This is a genomic window from Kosakonia sp., assembly GCF_032052965.1.
Lineage (GTDB): Bacteria > Pseudomonadota > Gammaproteobacteria > Enterobacterales > Enterobacteriaceae > Kosakonia.
Genome location: NZ_DAMBVN010000004.1, coordinates 183,032 through 196,616 on the forward strand (window position 1 = coordinate 183,032; position 13,585 = coordinate 196,616).

8 protein-coding genes are annotated in these 13,585 nt (G+C 53.2%); 5 read left to right on the top strand and 3 right to left on the bottom strand.

The genetic code is table 11. The features are described from left to right. Positions 1–8: 8 nt before the first annotated feature. The 5 genes from ftsK to RTX30_RS07685 all read left to right on the top strand — a co-directional run bounded on the left by ftsK (position 9) and on the right by RTX30_RS07685 (position 9,071). Positions 9–3,857, top strand: a complete 3,849-nt coding sequence (gene ftsK, locus RTX30_RS07665; RefSeq protein ID WP_312688569.1) for a DNA translocase FtsK — start codon at positions 9–11, stop codon at positions 3,855–3,857. 415 nt (positions 3,858–4,272) lie between these two features. Next, positions 4,273–4,884 carry an outer membrane lipoprotein chaperone LolA gene (lolA, locus tag RTX30_RS07670; protein WP_312688570.1) on the top strand — a complete coding sequence of 204 codons (612 nt, stop codon included), beginning with the start codon at positions 4,273–4,275 and terminating at the stop codon, positions 4,882–4,884. A gap of 9 nt (positions 4,885–4,893) precedes the next feature. Beyond that, a complete protein-coding gene (gene rarA, locus RTX30_RS07675) occupies positions 4,894–6,237 on the top strand; it encodes a replication-associated recombination protein RarA (protein ID WP_312688571.1) in 1,344 nt (447 codons plus the stop codon). Between the two features lie 94 nt (positions 6,238–6,331). Continuing rightward, on the top strand, positions 6,332–7,624 hold the full coding sequence (gene serS, locus RTX30_RS07680) for a serine--tRNA ligase (RefSeq protein ID WP_312688573.1): 1,293 nt from the start codon (positions 6,332–6,334) through the stop codon (positions 7,622–7,624). A 298-nt stretch (positions 7,625–7,922) separates the two neighbouring features. Next, positions 7,923–9,071, top strand: a complete 1,149-nt coding sequence (locus RTX30_RS07685) for an MFS transporter (protein ID WP_312688575.1) — start codon at positions 7,923–7,925, stop codon at positions 9,069–9,071. Positions 9,072–9,132: 61 nt separating this feature from the next. Here RTX30_RS07685 and pflA read toward each other — a convergent pair whose 3' ends face one another. The 3 genes from pflA to focA all read right to left on the bottom strand — a co-directional run bounded on the left by pflA (position 9,133) and on the right by focA (position 13,259). After that, entirely contained in the window at positions 9,133–9,873 is a 741-nt protein-coding gene (gene pflA / locus RTX30_RS07690; protein WP_312688577.1) for a pyruvate formate lyase 1-activating protein, read from the bottom strand. Between the two features lie 194 nt (positions 9,874–10,067). After that, entirely contained in the window at positions 10,068–12,350 is a 2,283-nt protein-coding gene (pflB, locus tag RTX30_RS07695) for a formate C-acetyltransferase (protein ID WP_312688579.1), read from the bottom strand. A 51-nt stretch (positions 12,351–12,401) separates the two neighbouring features. Next, positions 12,402–13,259: a formate transporter FocA gene (gene focA / locus RTX30_RS07700; protein ID WP_312688581.1), complete on the bottom strand. Its 858-nt coding sequence runs from the start codon at positions 13,257–13,259 to the stop codon at positions 12,402–12,404. Positions 13,260–13,585: the final 326 nt, after the last annotated feature.

Consider the following 13,585-nt stretch of genomic DNA (forward strand, 5'->3'; position numbering starts at 1 on the left):
AGCCTGTCTTGAGCCAGGAATACACCGAAGACAAAGAAGTCACACTTACCAAATTAAGCAGCGGGCGTCGACTCCTGGAGGCGTTGCTGATCCTCGTTTCACTTTTTGCCGTTTGGTTGATGGCGGCGCTTCTGAGCTTTAACCCGTCGGATCCCAGTTGGTCGCAAACCGCCTGGCATGAGCCTATCCACAATCTGGGCGGTCAGCCTGGCGCATGGCTCGCCGATACGCTGTTTTTCATTTTTGGCGTTATGGCTTATACCATTCCGGTGATCATCATCGGCGGCTGTTGGTTTGCCTGGCGTCACCGTGCCAGTGAAGATTACATCGATTATTTTGCCGTATCGCTGCGCATGATTGGCGCGCTGGCGCTTATTCTGACCTCATGCGGTCTGGCGGCCATCAATGCAGATGATATCTGGTATTTTGCTTCCGGCGGCGTGATTGGCAGCCTGCTTAGCACGACGCTGCAACCGCTGTTACGCAGTAGCGGAGGCACGCTTGCTCTGCTTTGTATCTGGGCTGCCGGGCTAACGCTCTTCACCGGCTGGTCATGGGTCACCATTGCCGAGAAGATCGGTAGCGTCATTCTGAATATTCTCACCTTTGCCAGTAATCGTACGCGACGCGACGATACCTGGGTTGATGATGAAGAATATGAAGAAGAGGACGACGAAGCACCTTCTGCAGCGCCGCGTGAGTCCCGCCGTGCACGTATATTGCGGGGCGCACTGGCCCGCCGCAAACGGATCGCTGAGAAATTCGCCAACCCGATGGGCCGAAAAACCGACGAAGCACTGTTCTCCGGTAAGCGGATGGACGATGACGAAGAAGAGATCGCGTACAGTGCGCGTGGTGTGCCCGCGGATGCGGATGACGTCCTGTTTTCCGGGCATCGCGCGACTGAAGCCGAACAAGAGTACGATCCGCTGCTGAATGGTCGCAGTGTCACCGCACCGATCGTTGCCGCTGCCGCCGCAACCACGGCCGCACAGGCTTATGCGGCACCATCCGAACCCTATATTCCGCCGCAACAGGATGTTGAGTGGCCCTATGCGCAGGCACCCGTTCCTGTGCAGGAACCCGCGCCGGTTCAACATGCTCAGCATACAGAACCTGCAGCTTACCAGCCTGAACCGTATGCGACGCCAGAGTGGCAGCAACCCATGGCAGAAACGTCCTGGATGCCGGAATCGCCTGGCGCCTCGCTGACACCTCACGAAGAAGAACGCTACGCACCGCTGGCAAGCGATCCCTTACCGTGGCAGGATGCGCCGCAGGCTGCCCCTGTGCATGAACCTTTGCCAGAGCCTTTACCGGAGCCGACTGTCGAAGAAGTGAAACAGACTCGCCCGCCGCTTTACTATTTTGAGGAAGTGGAGGAAAAACGCGCTCGTGAACGTGAGCAGCTTGCCGCTTGGTATCAACCCATCCCGGAACCTGCGAGCGCTGCACCGGTGCCTAAACCGGCAGAGCCAGTCAAACCGTCTGCTCCGGTTATCGACCAGGATATTATCGCACCTGTTGCCGCTGGCGTTCAGCAGGCCACTGGCAATGTGGCTACTGCTGCTGCCACTGCGGGGCCAGTGTTCAGCCTTGCCACGGGCGGCGCCCCGCGCCCGCAGGTGAAAGAGGGGATTGGTCCGCAACTGCCGCGCCCTAATCGCGTGCGCGTACCTACCCGCCGTGAACTGGCTTCGTATGGTATTAAACTGCCGTCTCAGCGGATGGCAGAAGAGCGTGCCCGCGAAGAAGAAGTGCGTCACGGTGAGGATGACGATGCGGATATGCTGCAACAGGATGAGCTGGCACGACAGTTTGCGGCTACCCAGCACGATCGTTATGGCGATGAGTATCAGCATGACATCCCGCAATATCACCGGCAGCCACATTTGAGCGAAGATGAAGCTGAAGAAGCTGAACTGGCACGTCAGTTTGCTGCCTCTCAACAGCAGCGCTATGCGGCAGAGCAGACTACCGCGACGCCGGCATTTATGCCCGAAGACTTTGCGTTTTCGCCGATGAAAGCGTTGGTGGATGAGAGCCCGAGCGAGCCGCTGTTTACACCGGGTGTAATGCCCGAATCTGATGAGTCTGTTGCGCAACCGCAGCAGTATCAACAACAACCGCCGCAGCAGATGCACCCTTATCAACAGCCGGTGCAGCCTCACTATCAGCAACCTGCCGCGCAGCAGCCGTTGCATCCTCATTATCAACAGCCGGCCGCGTCGCAACCGCAACAGCCGGTGCAACCTCATTATCAGCAACCTGCTGCGGCGCAACCTCAGCAGGCCTCACCGCCGCCACAGGAAAGCCTGATTCATCCACTGTTGATGCGTAATGGCGACAGCCGGCCGGTGCAAAAACCGACTACACCGTTGCCCTCGCTGGATCTACTGACCCAGCCGCCAGCGGAAATCGAGCCGGTAGACACCTTTGCCCTCGAGCAAATGGCACGGCTGGTTGAAGCGCGTCTGGCAGATTTCCGTATCAAAGCCGATGTGGTGAACTACTCGCCAGGCCCGGTTATAACCCGGTTTGAACTGAACCTGGCGCCGGGGGTTAAAGCAGCCCGAATTTCTAACCTCTCCCGCGATCTTGCGCGTTCGCTGTCGACAGTGGCCGTACGTGTGGTGGAGGTTATTCCGGGCAAACCGTATGTCGGTCTTGAGCTGCCGAATAAGAAACGTCAGACGGTGTATCTGCGAGAAGTACTGGACTGCGTTAAGTTCCGCGAAAACCCGTCACCATTAACCGTGGTGCTGGGTAAAGATATTGCGGGCGATCCGGTGATTGCCGACCTGGCTAAAATGCCTCACCTGCTGGTGGCCGGTACCACCGGTTCCGGTAAGTCGGTGGGTGTGAATGCCATGATCCTCAGCATGCTGTATAAAGCGACGCCGGAAGAGGTGCGCTTTATTATGATTGACCCGAAAATGCTTGAGCTTTCTGTTTACGAAGGCATTCCGCATCTGCTGACGGAAGTGGTCACCGACATGAAAGACGCGGCCAACGCGCTGCGCTGGAGTGTTAACGAGATGGAACGCCGCTATAAGCTGATGTCCGCGCTCGGTGTACGTAACCTGGCGGGTTATAACGATAAAATTGCGGAAGCTGCGCGAATGGGGCGCCCTATCCCGGATCCGTACTGGAAACCCGGTGATAGCATGGACGTCCAACATCCGGTGCTGGAGAAACTGCCGTACATCGTGGTAATGGTCGACGAATTTGCCGACCTGATGATGACCGTCGGCAAAAAAGTAGAAGAACTGATTGCTCGTCTGGCACAGAAAGCGCGTGCCGCAGGGATCCACCTGGTGCTCGCAACGCAACGCCCGTCGGTAGACGTTATTACGGGTCTGATTAAAGCGAACATTCCGACCCGTATTGCTTTTACTGTATCGAGTAAGATCGATTCGCGCACCATCCTCGACCAGGGCGGGGCGGAATCCCTGCTTGGTATGGGTGATATGCTCTATTCCGGGCCAAACTCCACCTCTGCGCCAGTACGTGTACACGGTGCATTTGTTCGCGATCAGGAAGTGCATGCTGTTGTACAGGACTGGAAAGCGCGTGGTCGCCCACAGTATGTCGATGGTATTACCTCCGACAGTGAAAGCGAAGGTGGCGCAGGTGGCGGCTTTGATGGCGGTGAGGAACTCGATCCGTTATTCGATCAGGCTGTCAATTTTGTGACGGAAAAACGTAAAGCGTCTATTTCTGGCGTACAGCGTCAGTTCCGCATTGGCTATAACCGTGCGGCGCGCATTATCGAGCAGATGGAAGCGCAAGGGATCGTCAGCGAGCAGGGGCACAACGGTAACCGTGAGGTGCTTGCGCCGCCGCCGTTCGAATAAGTCGATAACCACGCTCTTCTGCCTCCCTTTTTATGAGACGCGAAAAGGGAGGCAGTTCTGCTTCTGAACGATTTTCTTTAATGTCTCCAGTAAACCTCCAATAATGCGATCTACCCTGTGTTTGACGCAGGCGCATCTGTGTTGCAGCGAACAGGAACGCGGATCCCCACCGTCACTTCTCCCCGACCCGTTCATATGCGGGCACGTTACTGCCACGCTATTTAATTGGTTAACAAATGTACCGGATGCTGCAAAACGTATTTCCTAAAAACAATAAGTAGGCGCCAGAACGCTTTGTGGCCAGATGATCTTTCAGGTTTTTTACCGCGAAATTGCGTAGCCAAATTGGTATAGTTAAGACCGCTATTTACATTAGTCTGTTGACTGGCAGCATGATAATTCTCAAGGAATCAAGATGAAAAAAATTGCCATCACCTGCGCCCTTGTGGCGAGCTTTGCCGCCAGCAATGTCTGGGCGGATGCTTCCAGCGATCTGAAAAGCCGGCTCGATAAAGTCAGCAGCTTCCACGCTACTTTCACCCAGAAAGTGACGGATGGCAGTGGGGCTGCCGTACAGGAAGGTCAGGGCGATCTGTGGGTAAAACGCCCGAATCTGTTTAACTGGCATATGACCCAGCCGGATGAAAGCATTCTGGTTTCGGACGGGAAAACCCTGTGGTTCTATAACCCGTTTGTGGAACAGGCTACGGCGACTTGGCTGAAAGATGCCACCGGTAACACGCCGTTTATGTTGATTGCCCGCAATCAGACTAGCGACTGGCAGCAGTACAATATTGCGCAAAATGGCGACGATTTTGTGCTGACACCGAAAAGCAGCAACGGCAATCTGAAACAATTTACCATCAACGTTGGCCGTGATGGCACCATCCACCAGTTCAGTGCAATTGAGCAGGATGACCAACGCAGCAGTTATCAATTGAAATCACAGCAAAACGGCGCCGTTGATGCCTCGAAATTCACTTTTACCCCGCCGCAGGGCGTAACGGTTGACGATCAACGTAAGTAAGAGGCGCGCATGAGCAACATGTCGCTCGATTTCTCCGATAATGCGTTTCAACCTCTGGCCGCACGTATGCGGCCAGAAAATTTAGCGCAATATATTGGCCAGCAGCATCTTCTGGCGCCAGGCAAACCGCTGCCGCGTGCGATTGAAGCCGGGCAACTGCACTCGATGATCCTCTGGGGGCCGCCGGGCACCGGAAAAACGACGCTGGCGGAGGTAATAGCCCGCTATGCCAGTGCGGACGTGGAGCGTATCTCGGCGGTCACCTCCGGCGTAAAAGAGATCCGCGAAGCCATTGAGCGCGCGCGCCAGAATCGTAATGCCGGTCGGCGCACCATCCTCTTTGTTGACGAAGTCCACCGTTTTAATAAAAGCCAGCAAGATGCGTTTCTGCCGCATATTGAAGACGGTACCATCACGTTTATCGGCGCGACCACTGAGAATCCCTCCTTTGAACTCAACTCGGCACTGCTCTCTCGTGCGCGTGTTTATTTGCTGAAATCCCTCGCTACTGAGGAGATTGAGCAAGTATTGACGCAGGCAATGGAAGATAAATCCCGCGGTTACGGCGGTCAGGATATTGTACTGCCCGATGAGACCCGGCGAGCGATTGCTGAGCTGGTGAATGGAGATGCGCGGCGTGCGCTCAACACGCTGGAAATGATGGCCGATATGGCCGAGCTGGGCAGCACTGGCAAACGCGTACTGAAAGCGGAACTGTTGACCGAGATCGCTGGCGAACGCAGCGCGCGTTTCGATAACAAAGGCGATCGTTTTTACGACTTGATTTCCGCACTGCATAAATCGGTGCGCGGTAGCGCGCCGGATGCGGCGCTTTACTGGTATGCGCGAATCATTACGGCAGGTGGCGATCCGTTGTATGTTGCGCGGCGTTGCCTGGCGATTGCATCAGAAGATGTCGGTAATGCCGATCCCCGTGCTATGCAGGTCGCTCTTTCCGCCTGGGATTGTTTTACCCGCGTAGGGCCAGCAGAAGGGGAGCGTGCTATCGCGCAGGCGATTGTTTATCTCGCTTGTGCGCCGAAGAGCAACGCGGTCTACACGGCGTTTAAAGCGGCGCTGGCGGATGCGAGGGATAAGCCGGACTATGATGTCCCGGTCCATCTGCGCAATGCGCCAACGAAGCTGATGAAAGAGATGGGCTACGGACAGGAGTATCGCTATGCGCATAATGAAACGAATGCCTATGCCGCTGGCGAAGAGTATTTCCCGCAGGAGTTAGCACAAACGCGCTATTATCACCCTACGAACAGGGGGCTTGAAGGCAAGATTGGCGAAAAGCTCGCCTGGCTCGCCGAGCAGGATCATAAAAGCCCTATAAAACGCTACCGCTAGTGCGGGCGTTGCGGTAAGGTTACTGCTGTATATCGCCGACCGCAGCCTGCGGTCGCACTCTCTTTTATTTCAATTCGATAAGCACAGGAAAAGCATGCTCGATCCCAATCTGCTGCGTACCGAGCCAGACGCAGTCGCTGAAAAACTGGCACGCCGGGGCTTTAAGCTGGATGTAGATAAATTACGTGCGCTTGAAGAGCGTCGTAAAGTCCTGCAGGTCAATACTGAAAATCTGCAGGCAGAACGCAACTCGCGATCGAAATCCATTGGCCAGGCGAAGGCACGCGGGGAAGACATCGAGCCATTACGCCTGGAAGTCAACAAGCTGGGTGAAGAGCTGGATGCAGCAAAAGCCGAGCTGGAAACCCTGCTGAGCGAAATCCGCAATATCGCGCTGGCTATTCCGAATATTCCGGATGACTGCGTACCGGCCGGGCGTGATGAAAACGACAACGTTGAAATCAGTCGCTGGGGCACTCCGCGTCAGTTCGACTTTGAAGTGCGCGATCATGTTACCCTGGGCGAAATGCACAACGGGCTGGATTTTGCCGCAGCGGTAAAACTGACCGGTTCCCGCTTTGTTGTGATGAAAGGTCAGATCGCCCGCATGCATCGCGCGCTGGCGCAGTTCATGCTCGATCTTCACACCGAAGAGCACGGCTATGCAGAAAACTACGTGCCGTATATGGTGAACCAGGACACGCTGTACGGTACCGGTCAGTTGCCGAAATTTGCCGGCGACCTGTTCCATACCCGTCCGCTGGAAGAAGAAGCTGATAGCAGCAACTATGCGCTGATCCCGACAGCGGAAGTACCGTTGACCAACCTGGTACGCGATGAGATCATTGATGAAGACGATCTGCCGATCAAAATGACCGCGCATACGCCATGTTTCCGTTCTGAAGCGGGTTCTTATGGTCGTGATACCCGTGGCCTGATCCGCATGCACCAGTTCGATAAAGTCGAAATGGTGCAAATCGTTCGCCCGGAAGACTCAATGGCGGCGCTGGAAGAGATGACTGGTCACGCTGAAAAAGTATTGCAACTGCTGGGCCTGCCGTACCGCAAAATTCTCTTGTGTACTGGCGATATGGGTTTTGGCGCCTGCAAAACATACGACCTGGAAGTCTGGGTTCCGGCGCAGAATACCTACCGTGAAATCTCCTCCTGCTCCAACGTATGGGATTTCCAGGCTCGCCGCATGCAGGCGCGTTGCCGTAGCAAATCCGACAAGAAAACCCGTCTGGTGCATACGCTGAACGGGTCCGGTCTTGCGGTGGGGCGCACCCTGGTTGCCGTGCTGGAAAACTACCAGCAGGCCGATGGCCGTATCGAAGTACCGGAAGTATTGCGACCTTATATGAAAGGTCTTGAGTACATCGGTTAATCAGCTTTTGCTAAATATCTGAAGGCGCCTGCGGGCGCCTTTTTTACGGCCGGTATTCAGCGACTTCTGCGCAAATTTCATCATGAATTTTTTCGACCGATATTTCCGTTATATGGTAGCTATTTATTTTCATAATCAATGAGATGAGTTGGTTTTTTATTGTTTGCTGTCAGGGCTGGATGAATTTTATCAATCGTCGTGGTGCAAATCGTGTCAGTGCCTAAAAACGGTGGATTGACAATGTTTTTGCCGGTGGCATGATGCGCACGACTTCTGAACTTCCTCACGGTTTTTACCCATGACCACCTATACCCGGCCAGTGCTGTTTCTGCTCTGTGGCCTGATGCTGTTGACGCTGGCGATCGCGACGCTGAATACGCTCGTGCCCCTTTGGCTCGCTCATGAAGATTTGCCCACCTGGCAGGTCGGTATGGTCGGCTCCTCCTATTTTACGGGCAACCTGCTTGGCACATTATTAACCGGTCGTTTGATTCGCCGTCTGGGTTTTAACCGTAGCTACTACATTGCTTCGCTGATTTTTGCCGCAGGTTGCGTCGGGCTGGGGCTCATGGTGGGCTTCTGGAGCTGGATGATTTGGCGTTTTATCGCCGGTGTTGGCTGCGCCATGATATGGGTTGTGGTTGAGAGCGGCCTGATGTGCAGCGGCACTTCCCGTAACCGTGGGCGTCTGCTGGCGGCTTATATGATGGTTTACTATGTCGGTACAGTGCTGGGCCAGTTGATGGTCAGTAAACTGCCGACTGACCTGATGAGCGTACTGCCGTGGGTCACCGGGCTGGTGCTTGCGGCCATCCTGCCGCTGCTCTTCACCCGGATTGTGAATCCGCAGAGTGAAGAGCAGGGCGCGACCTCAATGTGGCCAATGCTGCGTTTGCGCCAGGCTCGTCTGGGTGTCAACGGCTGTATCATTTCCGGGATCATTCTGGGCTCGCTTTACGGCCTGATGCCGCTCTATCTGTCACATCAGGGGATTAGCGATTCGGGCATTGGGTTCTGGATGGCGTTGCTGGTCAGCGCGGGCATCATCGGGCAATGGCCCATTGGCCGCCTGGCCGACCGTTTTGGTCGTTTGCTGGTGCTGCGCGTACAAGTTTTTGTGGTGATCATGGGCTGTTTCGCCATGTTAAGTAATGCGGCAATGGCACCGGCGCTGTTTGTGCTGGGTACGGCGGGGTTTACGCTTTATCCGGTGGCGATGGCGTGGGCATGTGAAAAAGTGGACCACCACCAGCTTGTGGCAATGAATCAGGCGTTGCTGCTGAGCTATACGATTGGCAGTCTGCTGGGGCCGACCCTGACAGCGATGCTAATGCAGAGTTATTCCGACAGCCTGTTGTTTATTATGATTGCTGGCGTTTCATTTATCTATCTGATGATGCTGATGCGCAAAGCAGGACATCATCCGACGCCGGTGGCTCATGCCTGATCGGCAGCAATAAAAAAGCCACAACATACACGCTGTTGTGGCTTTTTTGTCTCCGGTTCTGTCAGTACATCACTTTATGTCCGTACTGCTCCAGGATGCCTTTGACGCGATCCATAGTCTCTTTTTTCGGCGGGTGAATACCGTCCAGCTTGTACTCTTCACCCATCGCCACCCACTTGTGTTTACCCAACTCGTGATAGGGCAGCAGCTCGATTTTTTCAACGTTACCCATATCGCGGGTAAACTCCCCCAGCCGATGGGCAGAATCGTCATCATCTGACCAGCCCGGCACCACGACGTAACGGATCCAAACTTTGATGCCTTTCTTCGAAAGATACTCGGCAAACTCAAGCGTGCGATGGTTAGAAACCCCGACCAGATTCTGGTGGATTTCGTCGTTCATCTGTTTCAGATCGAGCATCACCAGGTCGGTCACTTCCAGCAATTCATCAATCACTGGATCGTAGCGGCGCACAAAGCCGTTCGTGTCGAGGCAGGTATGAATACCTTCTTTCTTACAGGCGCGGAACCAGTCGCGGACAAATTCTGCCTGCAGGATGGCTTCACCACCAGAGGCAGTAACACCGCCCCCGGAAGCGTTCATAAAGTGGCGGTAGGTGACGACATCGCTCATCAACTCTTCAACGGTAATTTCTTTACCGCCGTGCGTGTCCCAGGTATCACGGTTATGGCAATACAGGCAGCGCATCAGGCAGCCCTGGAAGAAGGTAATAAAGCGAATGCCCGGGCCGTCGACCGTGCCGCAGGATTCAAAGGAGTGAATGCGACCAATAACTGACATTGCGGTGTTTTCTCCAGATATGGCCCATCCGGGGCCTGTGTCTGCGCAGTTTGATTCCTTCTGCACTAAGTCTGTTCTGGCAGATATCCAGCAATAATAGATGGCTGACAGAGCCTACTTCAGGTGTTAAAAAGGCCCCACTTGCGTGGAGCCTTTATTGTACGCTTTTTATCTCGCGATTTCAGTCAATACCATTACATGGTCTGAGTGAAAGTACGGGTAATAACGTCCTGCTGTTGTTCTTTAGTCAGGGAGTTAAAGCGTACTGCGTAACCAGATACACGGATGGTCAGCTGCGGATATTTTTCCGGGTTTTCCATCGCATCGAGCAGCATTTCGCGGTTCATAACGTTCACGTTGAGATGCTGACCACCTTCGATGGAGGCTTCATGGTGGAAGTAACCATCCATCAGGCCTGCCAGGTTGGTTTTACGTACTTCGTCGTCTTTACCCAGCGCATTCGGAACGATAGAGAAGGTGTAAGAGATACCATCTTTAGCGTAGGCGAACGGCAGTTTGGCAACGGAGGTCAGAGAGGCAACAGCACCTTTCTGGTCACGGCCGTGCATTGGGTTAGCACCCGGTCCGAACGGTGCGCCAGCGCGACGGCCATCCGGGGTGTTACCGGTTTTCTTACCATACACAACGTTAGAGGTGATGGTCAGAACAGACTGGGTCGGGATCGCGTTGCGGTAAGTCGTCAGTTTCTGAATTTTCTTCATGAAACGTTCAACCAGGTCAACCGCCATGTCATCGACACGTGCGTCGTTGTTACCAAACTGCGGGTATTCGCCTTCGATTTCGAAGTCGATAGCCAGACCGTCTTCGTCACGAATCGGTTTAACTTTCGCATATTTGATAGCAGACAGGGAGTCAGCCGCAACGGACAGACCTGCGATACCGCATGCCATCGTACGGATAACGTCACGGTCGTGCAGCGCCATCAGAGAAGCTTCGTAGCTGTACTTGTCGTGCATGTAGTGGATGACGTTCAGTGCGGTGACATACTGTTTAGCCAGCCAGTCCATGAAGTGATCCATGCGATCCATCACTTCGTCGAATTTCAACACGTCGCCTTTGATTGGCTCAGACTTCGGACCAACCTGCATTTTCAGTTTTTCATCAACGCCGCCGTTGATAGCGTACAGCATGGTTTTCGCCAGGTTAGCACGCGCACCGAAGAACTGCATTTGTTTACCCACAACCATCGGGCTTACGCAGCAAGCAATCGCATAGTCGTCGTTGTTGAAGTCCGGACGCATCAGGTCGTCGTTCTCGTACTGCAGAGAAGAGGTGTCGATGGAGACTTTAGCAGCGAATTTTTTGAAGTTCAGCGGCAGTTTTTCAGACCACAGAACAGTGATGTTCGGCTCCGGAGACGGCCCCATGGTATACAGGGTGTTCAGGAAGCGGAAGCTGTTTTTGGAAACCAGAGTACGGCCGTCAACGCCCATACCGCCGATAGATTCAGTTGCCCAAATCGGGTCGCCAGAGAACAGCTCATCATATTCAGGGGTGCGCAGGAAGCGGACCATACGCAGTTTCATGACCAGGTGGTCAATCATTTCCTGCGCGTCTTGTTCAGTGATTTTGCCTGCTTTCAGGTCACGTTCGATGTACACGTCCAGGAAGGTGGATACGCGACCGAAGGACATTGCAGCGCCGTTCTGGGACTTAACCGCGGCCAGGTAGCCGAAGTAGGTCCACTGGATAGCTTCCTGAGCGTTGGTAGCCGGACCAGAGATATCGCAACCGTATTTAGCGGCCATCTCTTTGATCTGACCCAGAGCACGATGCTGTTCAGCGATTTCTTCACGCAGACGGATTGTCGCTTCCAGGTTAACGCCATTTTCCAGGTCAGACTGCAGAGACTGGAACTGGGCATATTTGTCTTTCATCAGGAAGTCGATACCGTACAGCGCAACGCGACGGTAGTCACCAATGATACGGCCACGGCCATAAGCATCCGGCAGACCTGTCAGAACGCCAGATTTACGGCAGTTCAGGATGTCTTTGGTGTAAACATCGAATACACCCTGGTTATGGGTTTTGCGGTATTCGGTGAAGATTTTTTTCAGGGCCGGGTCCAGTTCGCGGTTGTACGCTTTGCAGGAACCTTCAACCATTTTGATCCCGCCAAACGGGATGATGGCGCGTTTCAGAGGTGCTTCAGTCTGCAGACCAACGATTTTCTCCAGCGCTTTGTTAATGTAGCCCGCGTCATGAGAAGTGATGGTAGAGGCAACGGAAGTGTCAAAATCAACTGGCGCATGGGTGCGGTTTTCCAGTTTAACGCCTTCCATTACTTTGTCCCACAGCTTGGTGGTCGCGTCAGTTGCGCCAGCCAGGAAGGACTCGTCGCCTTCGTACGGGGTGTAGTTTTTCTGGATGAAGTCGCGTACGTTTACTGCATTCTGCCAGTCACCTTTCGCAAAACCTTCCCAGGCTGTGGCTAATTTTTCATTAAGCTCGGACATGTAACACCTACCTTCTTAAGTGGATTTTTTATTTACTGCCTGAAACAACCATTAATGATGATCGTTGCCACGCAGGTAAATGACCCAGTATGTCAACCCGACTAATAATCCTCCACCTATGATATTCCCAATTGTTACAGGAATCAGGTTATCAGTGATGAAGTTCATTATTGTCAGGTGAGAAAAATTTTCCGGGCTTGAACCGACTGCGGTCCAGAACTCCGGGCTCGCAAAGTTGCGAATTACGATACCCATAGGGATCATAAACATATTTGCGATGCTGTGCTCAAAACCACTGGCCACGAACATCGCAACCGGTAGCACCATAATCATCGCTTTATCCATCAGACTACGGCCGGAATAACTCATCCACACGGCCATGCAGACCATCAGGTTTGCCAGGATACCCAGTGCAACAGCTTCGACAAATGTATGGTGCAGCTTATGGTCTGCGGTCTGCAGCACGTTTAAGCCCCACCCGCCATTGGCAACCATATACTCGCCAGATAACCACATCAGCAGTACAAACAGCAGTGCCCCTACGAGGTTGCCGACATAGACATTGATCCAGTTACGGGCCAACTGCCCCCAGGTGATACGGCCACTGGCTTTCGCTACAACAATCAGCACGGTCGAGGTAAACAGATCCGCACCGCAAATGATGCAAAGAATCAAACCCAGTGAGAAACAGATACCACCAATCAGTTTAGCAATACCGAACGGCATCGTCGCTGTACCGGTGGTAGCAGTGATATAGAAAACAAAAGCGATGGAGATAAATACCCCTGCGGTGATCGCCAGGTAGAAAGTCTTAAGCGGATGTTTAGTCGCTTTATAGACACCAGCTTCTTCGGCAACTTTGGCCATCTCTGCTGGAAGTATAAGATCAAAAGGGTTGTCAGCTTTCACACTAACTCTCTCTTTATTAAGTCGGCGACGAGATACTAACAAAGCATTATAGAAGAGAATTTGATATGGATCATATCTCGCCTGGCTTATAGGACCGCAAAGAGCGTGGTTTTTCTACGAATGCGGAGTAACTTGTTGATTATCCAAATAAAAATAAATTTTAAAAATTGCAAAATGAGTTGAATTTTTTTATTCCGCCTCCCGGGAAACAGTTAATTAAAATGGAGTAATTGCCATAGGTATTAACAATATTAGTTTAGGATGATATTAATATTTACCCAACTTTAACTTAAATATTACATACGGCGCTCATTGCCAAAAAATAA

What these genes read in the sequence shown, in the direction of transcription:
- lolA (WP_312688570.1), top strand. Translation starts at nt 4,273, where the DNA reads ATGAAAAAAATTGCCATCACCTGCGCCCTTGTGGCGAGCTTTGCCGCC.
- rarA (WP_312688571.1), top strand. Translation starts at nt 4,894, where the DNA reads ATGAGCAACATGTCGCTCGATTTCTCCGATAATGCGTTTCAACCTCTG.
- serS (WP_312688573.1), top strand. Translation starts at nt 6,332, where the DNA reads ATGCTCGATCCCAATCTGCTGCGTACCGAGCCAGACGCAGTCGCTGAA.
- RTX30_RS07685 (WP_312688575.1), top strand. Translation starts at nt 7,923, where the DNA reads ATGACCACCTATACCCGGCCAGTGCTGTTTCTGCTCTGTGGCCTGATG.
- pflA (WP_312688577.1), bottom strand. Translation starts at nt 9,873, where the DNA reads ATGTCAGTTATTGGTCGCATTCACTCCTTTGAATCCTGCGGCACGGTC.
- pflB (WP_312688579.1), bottom strand. Translation starts at nt 12,350, where the DNA reads ATGTCCGAGCTTAATGAAAAATTAGCCACAGCCTGGGAAGGTTTTGCG.